The sequence below is a fragment of the Corynebacterium afermentans subsp. lipophilum genome, assembly GCF_030408375.1.
GTDB lineage: Bacteria > Actinomycetota > Actinomycetes > Mycobacteriales > Mycobacteriaceae > Corynebacterium > Corynebacterium lipophilum.
The window spans coordinates 2,016,222-2,030,078 of sequence record NZ_CP046530.1; the positions used below are offsets into that span (position 1 = coordinate 2,016,222).

At 66.2% G+C, this 13,857-nt stretch carries 11 protein-coding genes; 6 read left to right on the forward strand and 5 right to left on the reverse strand.

Annotated elements, in window-relative coordinates; genetic code table 11:
- The first annotated feature begins 1 nt into the window (after nucleotide 1).
- From CAFEL_RS09675 to CAFEL_RS09685, 3 genes are read left to right on the forward strand one after another with little or no spacing between them, the layout of a single operon-like run.
- Nucleotides 2-598 carry a GNAT family N-acetyltransferase, cg3035/Rv0428c family gene (locus CAFEL_RS09675; protein ID WP_194560649.1) on the forward strand — a complete coding sequence of 199 codons (597 nt, stop codon included), beginning with the start codon at nucleotides 2-4 and terminating at the stop codon, nucleotides 596-598.
- A 5-nt stretch (nucleotides 599-603) separates the two neighbouring features.
- Nucleotides 604-1,395, forward strand: a complete 792-nt coding sequence (locus CAFEL_RS09680) for an exodeoxyribonuclease III (RefSeq protein WP_194560648.1) — start codon at nucleotides 604-606, stop codon at nucleotides 1,393-1,395.
- Nucleotides 1,392-2,852: a phospholipase D-like domain-containing protein gene (locus CAFEL_RS09685; protein WP_194560647.1), complete on the forward strand. Its 1,461-nt coding sequence runs from the start codon at nucleotides 1,392-1,394 to the stop codon at nucleotides 2,850-2,852. Before CAFEL_RS09680 ends, CAFEL_RS09685 begins: the two co-directional genes overlap by 4 nt.
- 142 nt (nucleotides 2,853-2,994) lie before the next feature.
- Here the strand turns inward: CAFEL_RS09685 and CAFEL_RS09690 are convergent, their stop codons facing one another.
- From CAFEL_RS09690 to CAFEL_RS09705, 4 genes are all read right to left on the reverse strand, one after another.
- On the reverse strand, nucleotides 2,995-3,996 hold the full coding sequence (locus CAFEL_RS09690; protein WP_194560646.1) for an endonuclease domain-containing protein: 1,002 nt from the start codon (nucleotides 3,994-3,996) through the stop codon (nucleotides 2,995-2,997).
- Nucleotides 3,997-4,189: 193 nt separating this feature from the next.
- Nucleotides 4,190-4,921: an ABC transporter permease gene (locus CAFEL_RS09695; RefSeq protein ID WP_194560645.1), complete on the reverse strand. Its 732-nt coding sequence runs from the start codon at nucleotides 4,919-4,921 to the stop codon at nucleotides 4,190-4,192.
- Complete coding sequence (locus CAFEL_RS09700) at nucleotides 4,914-5,855, reverse strand: ABC transporter ATP-binding protein (protein ID WP_194560644.1); 942 nt, start codon at nucleotides 5,853-5,855, stop codon at nucleotides 4,914-4,916. Before CAFEL_RS09700 ends, CAFEL_RS09695 begins: the two co-directional genes overlap by 8 nt.
- A complete protein-coding gene (locus CAFEL_RS09705) occupies nucleotides 5,848-6,327 on the reverse strand; it encodes an NUDIX domain-containing protein (protein ID WP_194560643.1) in 480 nt (159 codons plus the stop codon). Before CAFEL_RS09705 ends, CAFEL_RS09700 begins: the two co-directional genes overlap by 8 nt.
- Before the next feature lie 37 nt (nucleotides 6,328-6,364).
- On the opposite strand from CAFEL_RS09705, the gene CAFEL_RS09710 reads away from it, so the two are divergent.
- The 3 genes from CAFEL_RS09710 to CAFEL_RS09720 are packed head-to-tail and all read left to right on the forward strand — an operon-like array spanning nucleotide 6,365 to nucleotide 11,147.
- Nucleotides 6,365-7,750: a GlnX family signal transduction membrane protein gene (locus CAFEL_RS09710; protein WP_194560642.1), complete on the forward strand. Its 1,386-nt coding sequence runs from the start codon at nucleotides 6,365-6,367 to the stop codon at nucleotides 7,748-7,750.
- On the forward strand, nucleotides 7,747-8,763 hold the full coding sequence (locus tag CAFEL_RS09715; RefSeq protein ID WP_194560641.1) for a glutamate ABC transporter substrate-binding protein: 1,017 nt from the start codon (nucleotides 7,747-7,749) through the stop codon (nucleotides 8,761-8,763). Before CAFEL_RS09710 ends, CAFEL_RS09715 begins: the two co-directional genes overlap by 4 nt.
- A complete protein-coding gene (locus CAFEL_RS09720; protein ID WP_290172028.1) occupies nucleotides 8,760-11,147 on the forward strand; it encodes a serine/threonine protein kinase in 2,388 nt (795 codons plus the stop codon). Before CAFEL_RS09715 ends, CAFEL_RS09720 begins: the two co-directional genes overlap by 4 nt.
- Nucleotides 11,148-11,435: 288 nt before the next feature.
- On the opposite strand, the gene CAFEL_RS09725 is transcribed toward CAFEL_RS09720, so the two are convergent.
- Nucleotides 11,436-13,853, reverse strand: coding sequence for a hypothetical protein (locus CAFEL_RS09725; RefSeq protein WP_194560639.1), 2,418 nt, complete (start codon nucleotides 13,851-13,853; stop codon nucleotides 11,436-11,438).
- Between the last annotated feature and the right edge of the window lie 4 nt (nucleotides 13,854-13,857).

The following is a 13,857-nucleotide window of genomic DNA, read 5'->3' on the forward strand; positions in this document are numbered from 1 at the left end:
CGTGTCCCGGATTTTTCGCTCGGACGAGGTGGCGGTGGGCGACCGCGTCGTGGTGCGCCAGCGCCGCGGCGAGCACGCCAGCGACATCATCGGGCACGTGCTCAGCCTCGACCCGCTGGTGATCCGCCCGCAGGAGGTCGGCGGCTTTCCCTCCTCAAAGGAGGCGATTGAGGTCACGGACCTGCACATCATCAAGAAACTCTCGCCGCGCACGGTGCGTAATTCCGAAATCCGCGAGCTGGAAAAACGCATCGCAGACCGCCTCAACGTGCGCGACTGGGCGTGGGCCAGCGGCTGGCTCATGCGCACCGGCGACACCGAGGAGGCCAACTCCGCAGTCCCGCTCGGACCTTCGGCGGGCTTCGAGCCGTTGCCTATCGACGCCATCCGGTCCTTCTACGACCAGCGTGGCCTGCCGGTGCGGCTGACCATCCCCGAGCGGATCGGCAAACCGGCGTTGAAAGTGCTCGACCACGCGTGGGAGCTCCAGGACGAGCAGGTCGTGTGGGTTGCGGGGGAGGCCTTTGGTGTGACGTCGATAGGCAATGTGCCCGAAGGGGCGCTGGAGCACCACCGTAGGCGGCTGGCGCTAGGCTAGGCCGCATGCGAATCGCCACATGGAACGTCAACTCGGTGCGCACACGCGCCGAGCGGATCGCCGCCTTCCTCGAACGCGAGGACGTGGACGTGCTGGCGATGCAGGAAACCAAAACCGCAGACAGCAAATTCCCCTACGCCACCTTTGAAGCCGCAGGCTACGAGGTCGCGCACGTGGGGGTCAGCCAGTGGAACGGCGTGGCCATCGCCTCGCGCGTGGGGCTGGACAACGTCCGCAACAGCTTCGAGCGCCAACCCGCGTTTGCCAAAAAAGGCGCCCCGTCTGTGGAGGCGCGCGCCGTGGGGGCGGTGTGTGGCGGGGTGGACGTGTGGAGCCTGTACGTGCCCAACGGCCGCGAAATCGGCGACCCGCACTACGACTACAAACTGCAGTTCCTCTGGTCCCTGGCCGATCAGGTCCAGCCCGGGGAGCTGCAGGTGTACATGGGCGACTTCAACGTCGCGCCCCGCGACGAGGATGTGTGGGACGTGTCGTGGTTCGAGGGCAAAACGCACGTGACGGAGCCCGAGCGCGCCGCGTTCCAGATGCTGCTCGAGGCCGGACTGCACGAGGTCACGCACGAAGACCAGTACTCGTTCTGGGACTACAAGGCCATGCGGTTTCAGAAGAACGAGGGCATGCTCATCGACTTCCAGCTGGCCACCAAGCCCATGTTCGAGCGAGTCCAGCGCGCGTTCGTGGACGTGGAGGAGCGCAAGGGCAAGGGCGCGTCCGACCACGCGCCCGTGATCGTGGACTACGACACCCGCGGCCTGGCCTACGACGAGGTGCGATGAGCCTGGATCTTTCCTGGTGGCAGTTCGCGGCGATGGTCGTGGACTACGCCATCAAGTTCGTGATGATCGGCGTGGTGCCCGGCGGGCGCAAGCCGTCCTCGGCCAACGCGTGGCTGCTGTTGATTCTGCTCCTGCCGGTGGTGGGCCTGCCGCTGTACCTGCTGTTCGGCTCCACGTTCGTCTCCCGGCGCCGCCACCGCATCCAAGTTGAGGCGCGCCGCGTGCTGGACGGGGCGTGGGCGGGCCCCGACAGCACCATCGCGCACCTGCCGCCCGAAACCGCCTCGCTGGTCCGCCTCAACCGCGAGCTCACCGGCTACCCCGCCGTCCGCGGCGAGGTGCGCGCGCTGTGGGCGGATTACCGCAAGACCATGCTCCGCATTGCCAAGCTTATCGACGAAGCATCCGCCTCCATCTCCATCGAAATCTACGCCGTCGCCTGGGACGACACGACGGACGTGGTGTTCCGGGCGCTGCAGCGCGCCGTCGCACGCGGTGTGCACGTGCGTCTGCTTTTCGACCACATCGGCTCCGCCAAATACCCCGGGTTTAGGAAACTGAAGCGGCGTCTGACCGACATCGGCGTGGACTGGCACATGATGCTGCCACTGGCCCCACTGCGCGGGCGCTGGCGCCGCCCCGACCTGCGCAACCACCGCAAAGTCGTGGTCATCGACTCGAAGGTGGCGTTCGTCGGCTCGTTCAACCTCATCGACCGCGGCTACCTCATGCCCGGGCACGTGAGGGCGGGCCGCCAGTGGGTGGACGCGTTCGCGGAGCTGGAGGGGCCGATCGTGGAGTCCATCGAGTCCATGTTCGCCGTGGACTGGTACACCGAATCCGGCGAACGTTTGGATATGGCGAGGACGTCGGAGGAAACGTCGACAAGCAATGGCGACGTGCTCCAGCTCGTCCCCTCCGGGCCCGGCTACCTCACCGAGCCGAACCTGCGCATGTTCAACTCGATCGTCCACAACGCGAAAGAGCAGCTCACGCTGTGCTCGCCGTACTTCGTCCCCGAGGAGTCGCTGCTGGAGGCCATCACCTCCGCGTGCTACCGCGGCGTGCGCGTCGACCTGTTCGTCGGCGAAAAGGCCGACCAGTTCATGGTGCAGCACGCGCAATCCGCCTACTACGAGTCGCTGCTGAAGGCCGGGGTGCGCATCTGGGAATTCCCCGCGCCGTACGTGCTGCACAGCAAGTTCGTGCTGGCGGATCCGGGGCGCGAGGGCGCAGTCGGCGTGCTCGGATCCTCCAACATGGACATCCGCTCGTTCTCGCTGAACTACGAATCCTCCCTGCTCGTCGCCTCCGGCGAGCTGATTACGGCGCTGGAGCAGCTGGGCGCGAACTACCAGGCCGTCTCGCGCGAGCTGACGCTGGAGCGGTGGTCGCGCAGGCCCTGGTACCGGCGGTACGTGGACAACGTGCTGAAGCTGACGTCCGCGCTGCAGTAGGGGTTTCGCGCTTGGTGGTGCTCGGTGGCGCGTGGTGGTGCCCCGCCTCACCCCACCGCCCCAGCCCGCAAATGGTGAAAGGCCGATGGTGAATCCGTCGCAGATCGGCGGATTTTCACCACTTGGTTTTCACCATCTGCGGCTAGACCCCCAGCCGTGCCGCCAAAGCTGCGGGAAAGAACTCCTGCCGGCTCGGCCCCGTCGGCTGGTGAAGGCGCGGAACCTGGCGCAGGGTCTGTGACTCCACTTCGAGCATGTCCAGGACGCGGCGCACTACAAGCACCTCGTTGCGGTCAATCTCTTTAGGGGTTACTCGAATGACCTTGTACCCTTGCTCCTTCAGCCAGTTCTCGCGGTTGATCTGTTTCGCGTACGCTTCTGCTGGCTTTTTCTTCGTCTTCTCCCAACCGTCGACTTCAATGATCAGGTCACCAAAGAGGAGGTCCACCCGGTACGGGCCAATGATTACCTGGGCGTGGCACTTGATACCGCACTTCTCCAAGATGAGACGCAGCAGCGTTTCGTAGGTCGACTCTGAGCGGTTAGTCGCTTTGGCAAGCGCATGTCGCGCCTTTCCAATGCCCTTCGTCCCCCTCATACGCTGCATCATTGCGGCGCATTCCTCACGGATGAGGTCGGCCTCGGAGTCTGAGCACCGCGTCAGCAGGCTTTCAAAGGCAACGATGCCGGACCGTTCCCCGGAGCTTCGCGCGATGTCGATGGCGGTACGGATTGCGTTGGTGAACCTTACACCCGCACGATCGAACACGTCCTCATCCGGGACGGCCATGCGTTTGTAATCGATGCCCGGGCTCTGCGCCTTCGCCGACGGTGGCTTTCCGCTCGGAAGCGCGACCTGCACGCCTGGTTTGGTGTCGTAGTGCACCCACACTCCACAGACCCGCGCTGCGGAAAAGCCGACAAGGACGGCCTTGGTGCTTTGCCTGGATGCGGCGCAGCACCGGAGAAACTCCTGCTCATACGGCTCCAGCTTTTTCCACTCTGACGCTTCGACGTAGAGCGATTTGGTCAGTTGGCGCAGCTGTCCACTTCTGATGCGGGAATGCGTGGTGTGGTCGTGGGCGGTGACCCTGCGGACGTCGACAAGCATCTCCAGCAGCTCATTTTTGCGAGCGCCATCCATTTCGAACCCCCCGTTCGTTGTTCCCAGGGTGATCGTAGCTGAGGATCACGCGCCCCGCACAGATGGTGAAAGGCCGATGGTGAATCCGCGCGGATTAGCGGATTTTCACCATCGGCCTTTCACCATTTACGGGAGGAGGGGCGGCGGGAGTGCGTGGAGGGGCGGGAGCCCAAGCCCGAAGCGCAGAACCCCGCTACGCGTCGCGGGTCTCCAGCAGCACCACGCCGACGATCCAAGCCACCACAGCCCACACGGCGAAGATCAGCAGCGACACGGGCAGTGTCCAGTCCTGGGTGGGGCTGTTGGTCATGAACGCCATGAGGTTGCCAAACGGCAGGAACTTGGCCACGTCGGCGCCGTAGCGCGGGATGAAGCTGACGATAGATTCCACCAGCAGCATCATGCCCATGCCGGTGACCACGGCGCCCGAGGTGTTGCGCACGATCCAGCCGACCCCCTGCTGGAACAGGGTGATCAGGGCCATGCCGAGGGGGATGGCCCACAGGGCGCGGCGGGAAGCGGTGTTGCTCACCCAGTTCGCGGGCACGGGCGCGGTGAGATCGCCGATTGCGAAGGCGACGACAAGCCCGAAGAAGGTCAGCAAAGCGGCCAGCGCAGCACCGAGCACAAGCTTTGCGACGGCCACCTGCCACCGCTTCGGAGCAACCCTGAAGTTTGTCGACGGGATGCCGAAGCGGTACTCGGTGGTCACGGTCATGGATGCCTGCACGATCACGATGATCGCGGTGGTCAGCGCCATGGTGGCGGCGACGGTCAAGGGCGCGTACGGCATGCCGCCGAGTTTGGATGCGGTGCCGAACAGGGCTCCGTAGAAGGCGCCGAAGGCGATGATCAGCGCGGAGGTCCACCAGAAGGAGGCGGTGGAGCGCAGTTTGGTCCACTCGGCGGGAAACAGGTTAAGCATTGGTACCTCCGGAGACGTACTGGGCGTGGCCCTCGGTGGATTGCATGTAGGCCTCTTCCAGGGAGGCGCGGCGCTCGGCGAGCTCGGACAGCGGCACCCCGGCGGCGAAGGCGACGCGGCCGACGTCGTCGGAGGTGCGGTCCGGGATTTCGAACACGGCGCGGCCGTCGGCGTCCACGGCCCGTGTGAAGGGCATGGCCGTGTCGGCGTGCTGCAGCGCGGCGGCCAAGGAGGCGGCGGCGTCTTCTGTGGGTGTGCGCACGATGGTGGTCACGCCCGAGTTTGCGCGGATGAACTCGGCCATGGACGTGTTGGCAACCAGGCGGCCGCGGCCGATGATGATCAGGTCTTCGGCGGTCTGCGCCATCTCGGCGAGCAGGTGGGAGGACACGAGCACGGTGCGCCCCTCGGCCGCCAGGGACTGCAACAGCCCGCGCACCCAGCGGATGCCGGCAGGATCGAGGCCGTTGACGGGCTCGTCCAGGATCAGGTACTCCGGGTCGCCGAGCAGCGCCGCCGCGATGCCGAGGCGCTGGCCCATGCCGAGGGAGAACCCGCCGACGTGTTTGCCGGCGACGTCGCTTAAGCCCACCAGCTCGAGCACTTCGTCCACGCGGGTGCGCGGCAGCCCGGCGGCTTGCGCTTGCCAGAGCAGGCTGGCGCGGGCGGAGCGGTTGGGGTGGACGCCTTTAGCGTCGAGAAGCGCGCCCACTTTGCGCGCGGGGTTGGGAAGCTGGCGGTAGGGCACGCCGTCGATGAGCGCGGTGCCGGATGTGGGGCGGTCCAGGCCCAAGATCATGCGCATGGTGGTGGATTTACCTGCGCCGTTGGGGCCGAGGAAGCCGGTGACGACGCCGGGTTTGACGGTGAACGTGAGGTCGTCAACCGCTTGGACGGCGCCGTACCGTTTGGTCAGGCCTTGCACTTCAATCATGCGGTTCAGTATGCACCATGGCTTTGGCGAGCACACTGCTGAGCGAGGCCGCGAAGCCCGGGTGCAGCTCAAACCCCGAAACCTCATGCAGGCCAACCCAACGCAGTTCCTCCGATTCCTCGTTGGCGGTCACGGCCAGCGGCGCCTGGCACAGCGCGATGACGGTGGTGTAGCTCCACTCCGGCAGCTCCGTGGTGACTACTTCCTCGACTACGTTGATACGCTCCGGGTCGATGGCGCACTCCTCCACGGACTCGCGCACCGCCGCCTGCGCTGGGGTTTCGTGGCTGTCGCGGGCGCCGCCGGGGATGCCCCAGGTTCCGCCCTGGGCGGTCCAGGTGGCGCGATGCTGCAGCAGCACTTTCGCGTCTGCTCCCTGACCGGCGATGAGAAAAAGGCCGGCGGCGCCGAAGCGCCCCCAGAGTTTTGTGCCGTCGGGTGTGGTGACCCAGCCGTTTCCGTCGCCAAGCATGGCCCCCACTGTAGGTGGGAACAGTTATCATTGCGGAATGGTGACGCAAAGCAGGCCGAGCGACGACGCGTGGCTCGACGAGCTCGAAGCGCGCCCGGCGCACCCGCGGCTGCACGGCGTCCTCCACGGCCCGCTCGCCGGCCCCTTAAGAATGGGACGGCGCGGCCACGCGTTCGCGCAGACCACCCCGGGCAAGCTCATCGTGGTGATGGTGCTGCTGACCGCCATGCTGCTCGCGGCGGGGCTGTCCATGAGCCAGTCCATGTCCAGCCGCAACCAGTCGCTGGACACGGTGCGCGAGGCCACGGAGCCGATGAGCGCGGCCGCCCACCTGCTCTCCACCTCCCTGCTGCGCGCCGACACCATCGCGGCGGGCGGGTTTGTCCAGCCCGGGCCGCTGTCGCACGAGGACGTGCAGGCCTACTCCGCCGCGCTGGACACAGCGGTCAGCTCCGCCAGCGAGATTTACAAGGGCGCGGTAGAGGCCGACACCGCCACCAGCGAGCGTATCGAGGAGCTGGTCAGCGAAATCCAGCGGGACCTTCCCGTCTACGCGGGCTTAAACGAGCGCGCCCGGGTGAACCAGCGCATGGGCAACCCGGTGGGCGTGGCCTACATGTCCGAGGCATCCAGCATCATGCGCACCCGCATGCTGGTGGCCGCCTCCGAGATCAACGCGCTGACCCGCGAGGACGTGGCGAAGGAGATGCGGCGCTTGTCCGAGCCGCAGTGGGTGCCGTTGTCCGGCCTGGTCGCTGCACTCGGGTTCCTCGTGCTCACGCAGTGGTGGCTGTGGCGGGTGTTCCGCCGCCGCCTGAACAAGGGTTTTCTCGCCGGCACCCTCGCGGTGGTGGTGGCGCTGAGCTGGGCCTCTGTGTCGAACTACCAGTCCTGGCGCAACGGCTCGGTGGAGTATGAGCGGGCGGCGAAGCCCTGGGAGGAACTCACCGTCGCCCGCTTCGACGCGCTGCAGACGCGCACGGACGAGACGTTCGCGCTGCTGCGCCGCCAGTCGGTGGTGCACTCGTCCCGGGCGTTTGACGGGACGTATGCGTCGGTGAGCGCGGCGCTCGCAACGGCTGAGGAGTACGGCGGGGAGCAGCAGCTTATCGACGACGCACGCGACGCCCTGCGCACTTGGTCCTACGAGCACAACGAGCTGGTCGGCGCTTTGAACTCCGGTAGCTACGAACAGGCGGCGGACCTGTTGGTTTCCAGCGGCGGGGCGGGCGAGGCGCCGTTCAGGGACCTGGACGCGGCGCTGTCCAAACTCATCGCCTCCTCCCGGGAAGGCACGCAGGCCTACATCGACGCCTCGTTGGACGCGACGCGGCAGGTCTCCGCGGTGGTGGCGCTTTTGTCCATGCTGGCTGTGGTCTGCACGTGGCTGGGCATCCGCAGAAGGCTGGGTGAGTACTTATGAGAACGACGTGGGCCGCGAGCGCGGCGGCTGTAACGGCGCTGGTACTGGCGCTGGCAGGCTGCTCCGAGGAGCCGTCGCCGGTGCGCGCCACCATCGCCCCGGAGCAGGAAACCTCCACCACCCGCGAGCTGCTGCCGCTGCCGCCCGGCGCGACACTCGAAGGCGCGCAGGGGGTGCCGGCGGAACCCTACGTGTCGTCGAAATTGGAATGGGAGGGCTCGCTCAATCCGCGCGAGGCCGAGGAAGCCACCCCGAACGTAGACCGCATCAAGCGCCGCGGCCGGCTGGTGGTGGGCATCGACCAGTCCCTGTACTTGCTGGCGTTCCGCGACACCGCCAGCGGCGAGCTGCGCGGGCTGGAGGTGGACCTCGCCCGCGCGATCGCGGAGGACATTTTCGACGAGGAAAGCACCGGGATCAACCGCCTGGACCTGCGGTTTGTGGACTCGGCGGCGCGCGCCGAGGCGCTGAACAACGGCGAGGTGGACATTGTCATCCGCACCATGTCTATTACCCGGGAGCGCGCGGAGTCGATCGATTTTTCCACCCCGTACCTGACCTCTGGCGTGCGGGTTCTGGTGCCGCGGGACCGGGGAGTGGACGACATCAACCAGCTGGGCGGCAAAACGGTGTGCATCGTCGACGGCACGAACCTGACCCAGATCGCGCGCACGTTCACACCGCATTCGGAGATTTTGCGCACCCGCTCCTGGTCCGACTGCCTAATGGCTACGCAGCAGTTCCAGGCGGACGCGATTATGGCGGACGATTCCATCCTGGCGGGCTTGTCCGCGCAGGACCCGTACGCGAAGATCCTGCCGGGCACGCTGGCCTCGCAGTACTACGGCGTGGGGATCCCGAAGGGCCAGGCGGACCTGGTGAGGCAGGTCAACACGACGCTGGAGCGGATGCGTAACGACGGCACGTGGTCGCAGCTCTACTCCACCTGGCTCGGAGGCTCCATCGCGGAGTCCTCCCCGCCACCGCTGATGTACCGCAAGGAGGGGCAGTGAGCACGGAACGCAATGAACAGGACCCGCTGGAGCAGCACACCGAGGCGGTGGCCTTCGACCCCTTCGCGGATGATGAGGATGACGCCGAGCCGGGCACCGAGGCGGTAGCGTTTGACCCCTTCGCCGACGACGAGACGGACTACTCCGCCATGGGCGAAATGGCCGGCCTACTCAAAGACTTGGACGAGCTGCGCAAGGGCAGCAACCGCGAGGACACCTCCCAGCGCTCACGCAGGCTCGCCCTCGACACGTTCCGCGAGCGCCGCGGCACCCGCCGCGCCACCCGCGTCGTCGCCGACGGCATGGTTGAGCTGCCCTGGGTGGAGCCCACCGAACCGAAAGAGGCGCTGATCGACCCGGAGCCGGCCGTGGTGGAAAAGGGCATCGCCCCGCCGACACTGCACCCGGGCGACGTGGTGGCCAGCCAGTACGAAATCATGGGCGTGATCGCCCACGGCGGCATGGGCTGGATCTACCTGGCGCAAGACCACCACGTGGCCGGGCGCGTGGTGGTGCTCAAAGGGCTGCACTCCACAGACAACCCGGACGAAGCGGCGGCTGCCGCGGCCGAGCGCGAGTTCCTGGCGGAAATGGCCCACCCCGGCATCGTGCAGATCTTCAACTTCATCGACGATCCGCGCGTGCCCGGCGGGTTCACTGTCATGGAGTACGTGGGCGGGCCGAGTTTGCGGGCATGGCGGAATGCGTCGACAAGCAAGGTGCTCCAACCCGACATCGCGATCGCGTACATGCTCGAAGTGCTGCCGGCGCTGGACTACCTGCACTCGCGCGGCGTGGTGTACAACGACCTGAAGCCGGACAACATCATCGTCACCGAAGACCAGGTCAAGCTCATCGACATGGGCGCGGTCTCCGGCATCGGCGCCTACGGGTTCATCTACGGCACGAAGGGGTTCCAGGCGCCGGAGGTGGCAACCGAAGGGCCTTCCGTATCCTCCGACGTGTACACGGTGGGCCGCACGCTGGCCTCGCTGGTGGTGGACCTGCCGCAGACCGACGGGGTGTACGACCCGGGCCTGCCCTCCCCCATCGACGAGCCGCTGTTTCGCCAATACACCTCCCTGTACCGTTTGCTCGCCCGCTGCTGCAACGAGGACCCGGCGCAGCGCTTCACCAGCCTGATCGAGCTGGAGGCGCAGATGCTCGGCGTGCTGCGAGAAATCGTCGCCGTGCGCGACGGGCGCACCTACCCCGCGCAGCACTCCCTGTTCTCCCCGCAACGTACGACGTTCGGCACAAAGCACCTCGTCTTCCGCACCGACCAGCTCATCGACGGAATCGCCCGTAGCGTGGACATCACCCCGCAGGAAGTCGTTGCCGCTCTGCCGTCGCCGCTGGTCAACCGCGACGACGTCGGCGCCGCCATGCTGCAGGGCTCCTCCTACGCCGAGCCGCGCGAAACGCTGGAGACGCTGCGTCAAGCCATGACCACACCGCAGTACGAGCACTCCGTGGAAATCCCCTTCGGAGTCGTGCGCACCATGCTCGACCTCGGTCTGACCACCCAGGCGCGCACCTGGCTGCGCTCACTTTCGGAGCGCTTCGGCGACAACTGGCGCTACTTCTGGTACGCGGGCGTTGTGGAGACACTGTTGGGCGACTTCAACTCCGCTAAGACCTCTTTCTCCGAAGTGCTCAATCAGCTACCCGGCGAGGCCGCACCGAAACTCGCCCTCGCCGCAGTCAGCGAGCTCCTCCTGCAGGAGGGCGGGTATCAATCGAGCGAGCTGCTTCACGACGAGCTCGCGCCCGCCGCAGCCGGCCTTAGCCAACACCTCCGCGACGTGCCGGACGACGTGTTCGAGCACATGGCCGCCGACGGCGTCACCGACGGCACCTGGTCGCTGACCGTGACCTCCCCCGAGGGGCTGCGCTTCCACGCCACCCGCCTCTACGCGCTGGTGTGGATGACCAACCCCACCACCGTCTCCTCCGCATTCGGCCTGGCCCGGATGCTCATGTGCGAGCGCGAAGTGGGTCTGGCCATCAAGGCTCTGGACAAGGTCCCCAATGCGTCGCGCCACTACCGCATGGCGCAGCTGACCGCCATTTTGTGCCTGGTTACGGAGGGCGCCACTGAAGACCACATCCGGCTCGCCGCCCGCAGGCTGGAGCAGATCCCCTCCACCGAACCGCGGTTTTTGCAGATCAAAGTCGCCGTCATCGAGGCCGGCCTGACGTACCTGCGTTCCCACGAGGCGTCGACCAACGTGGCGCTCTTCGAGTACCCGTTCACCATCCGGGGGCTGCGCCGCGGCCTCGCCCAGACGCTGCGGGACCAAGCCCGAGTGGCGCCGTACCCGAAGCACCGGTACGCGCTGGTGGACCTCGCCAACAAGGTCCGCCCCGCCACCTGGTTCTAGGGGGTTGGGCGCCGTTCCCAAATTTGTTCACCCCGGCCGGGTGCTGTCGGTGAACAAATCCCCTTTTGGCGGTTGATTTGTTCATTTTCCGCAGGTCGCCGAAAACCTGAGGCAGATCTATTCATCGCGCGGTGAATTAATCCGCCGGGGCGGCGGGAACCGAGCGAGGCCGCTGGCCCGCCGACACTTCACGGCGGAATCTGTCAGCCGGCCCCCATCGGCCCAGGTCAGCGCAAACGGCTGCCGTAATCTGTCAGGATTACGGCAGCCGTTCCAGCGGTGGCGGGTTTAGATGAAACCGCCCATGACAGCTGCCGCGCCGCCGAGACCGACAACCGCCAGGATGGCGATGATCACGCCCACGATCGTGCCGGCGCTGCTGCCGGCCTCCTTGCCACCCTTGGTTTTCGGGGTCGGCTCCTCCTGGCTCGGGGACGCCCCCGTCTTCGGAGCGGGTGCCGAAGACGGCTTGGACTTAGTCGCACCGTTGAGCTCGGTTACGGCAGGGCCGCGGGTGCCGGGCTGCACCGGCTGGTTCGCGGTGGTAGGCACCGGTGCCGGCTTGGCCAGGGTCGGCTTCGCCGGGTCCTTCTTGCCCACGGTGTCGCGCGCGGCCTGGAGGTGCTCGGAATTGTTCTTCTCCAGCTCCTTAACCAGCTCGTCCATCTGCTCGGTGGTGTAGTTGAGCACGGAGAACTCGTTGGTTTCCTCGGCGACCAGGTGGCCGTTGGCGTTGTACACGCGGAACTTCACCGGCATGGAGGAATCCTTGTAGCCGGCGGTGTTGGCGATCGGCACCTCGACCGACAGCTTGCTCTGTTCCTTCAGCGCGCCTTCCACCGGGTACGTCTCGCGGAACTTGCCGCCCGGGTAGTCCACCTGCAGGGTGAATTCGTGCAGGTCGATGCCCAGGTTGGACAGCTCCAGGTGCACCTTGGAGTCGGAGCGGTTGGCGATGATGACGTTCTTGATGCCCTCGCGCTCGCCCAAAACGCGGATGCCGGCCTTGCCGTTGTTCTCCTCTGCCGCCATGACCACGAGCTCGTCCACACGCGGGTGGCTGTGTCCGGACTCCGACGGGTCCTCGGACACGCCGGTGGAGCCGGTGGCCTTAGCGATCTCACCGTTGACCACGTCCAGGTTGTCCCAGTCGGCGGCGATGTTGTAGTTGCCGGTGAAGCACTGCGCGGTGCCGTCGTAGCAGGACTTCGGGATGCCGATGTTGTCGTTGGCGGTGGAGTTCTTGTCCGAGTAGTCGAAGTGGCTGAACTGGTACAGGTAGTTCATCACGGACTTGTACTTGGGCACGTAGGCGCTGTCCGGCTTCTTCACCTGAGACGCGCCGGAGTGGGTCAGGCCCAGGTTGTGGCCGAACTCGTGGAGGATGGTGTTGCGCATCTGCTCCTGGGACGTCATCAGGTAGTTCTTGGCCACGTAGAACGCGCCGTCGGAGATCAGCCCGTTGCCGGAGGACAGGTTGCCCACCTCCTGCTGGTCGCCGATGATGCCCACGCGGAAGACGGACTGGCGCGCGCCCAGCAGGTTCTTGCGGTCCTTGACCAGGCGCACACCGGGCACCTCCGCGCGGCCGTTGGCGTCCTTGAAGTAGATCGGCGCGTAGTCGATGGTGTCGCCACCCTGGAGTTCGATACCCGGGATGTTGCTGTAGTAGTCGCCGGCGTCGATGTGCAGGTTGTAGCCGCGGCGGTCGAACAGGTCCACCAGGTCGTTGAGGATCTGGCGCGACGGGCGGTAGACGTTCACGTTCGCGTCGGCGCACTCCAGGAACTGACCGAAGTCGTCTTCAGTGGCAGCGTACTGGCGCTTTTCAGAGCAGCCCTTGGTCTCCCACTCGGACTTCATCCAGTTCAGCTGGAGGAAAAGGTCCGGTTTGTTCGGGTCCGCGCCCCAGCGGTGCAGCGGGAACTGGTTGCCGTCGGCGTCGGTGTAGCCGTTGATTTCCCACTCGTCGGGCAGGCCGTCGCCGTCGGAATCCTTCAGCGCCTCGTTCGCGTCGCCGGCGATGGTCATGCGCGCGCTCAGCGATTTGCCGTGGCGCTCCCACACGCCCGCGAAGTAGCTGTCTCCGTCGTTCGCGCCTGCTTCTGCGGAATGCTGGCTTTTGCCGGTGCCGGTGGAATCGGCGCCCTCGAACTTGGTGTGCAGCTGGTAGCGGCCGCCAACGTCGATGGTGTAGCCCTTCGCGCCCGCCGCATCGGAGGTGATCGGGTAGTCGTAGGCCATCAGTCCGTCCGTGAGCACCAGCTTCAGATCCTTTTTGCCGCTGGTGCTTTTCAGCTCCACCCGCACGTCCACTTCCTTCGAGGTGACGGTGAAAGTGCGCACGAGCTCCACGCCGAGCTTCGGGTCGGTGTGGGTCAGGGTGACAACGTCGCCTTCGTTGTTGGAGGCGGGCTGGACCTTGGTGTTCTCGCCTGCGAATTCGACCTTTTGGCCGTCCGCGTAGACGTCCAGGTAGAACGCCGTGGGCATCAGGCCGGAGGAGAGGCTGTTGTACATCAGCCAGGACACGCGGCCCTTGTTCACGTCGACGTTTTGGAAACCCTCGTTTGAACCTGTGGTCACACCGACCTGGTAGCTCTTCGACAGGTCCACAGCTGCGTCGGCGGTAACCGGCAGCGTGACGCCGGCGGTGAGGCCGAGTGCGACTGCAGCCGCGATTGCTTTCTTACCTGTGTGCATCATGCGC

Coding starts and splice junctions, on each gene's coding strand:
- CAFEL_RS09680 (WP_194560648.1), top strand. CDS start 604: ATGCGAATCGCCACATGGAACGTCAACTCGGTGCGCACACGCGCCGAG.
- CAFEL_RS09685 (WP_194560647.1), top strand. CDS start 1,392: ATGAGCCTGGATCTTTCCTGGTGGCAGTTCGCGGCGATGGTCGTGGAC.
- CAFEL_RS09690 (WP_194560646.1), bottom strand. CDS start 3,996: ATGGATGGCGCTCGCAAAAATGAGCTGCTGGAGATGCTTGTCGACGTC.
- CAFEL_RS09695 (WP_194560645.1), bottom strand. CDS start 4,921: ATGCTTAACCTGTTTCCCGCCGAGTGGACCAAACTGCGCTCCACCGCC.
- CAFEL_RS09700 (WP_194560644.1), bottom strand. CDS start 5,855: ATGATTGAAGTGCAAGGCCTGACCAAACGGTACGGCGCCGTCCAAGCG.
- CAFEL_RS09705 (WP_194560643.1), bottom strand. CDS start 6,327: ATGCTTGGCGACGGAAACGGCTGGGTCACCACACCCGACGGCACAAAA.
- CAFEL_RS09710 (WP_194560642.1), top strand. CDS start 6,365: ATGGTGACGCAAAGCAGGCCGAGCGACGACGCGTGGCTCGACGAGCTC.
- CAFEL_RS09715 (WP_194560641.1), top strand. CDS start 7,747: ATGAGAACGACGTGGGCCGCGAGCGCGGCGGCTGTAACGGCGCTGGTA.
- CAFEL_RS09725 (WP_194560639.1), bottom strand. CDS start 13,853: ATGATGCACACAGGTAAGAAAGCAATCGCGGCTGCAGTCGCACTCGGC.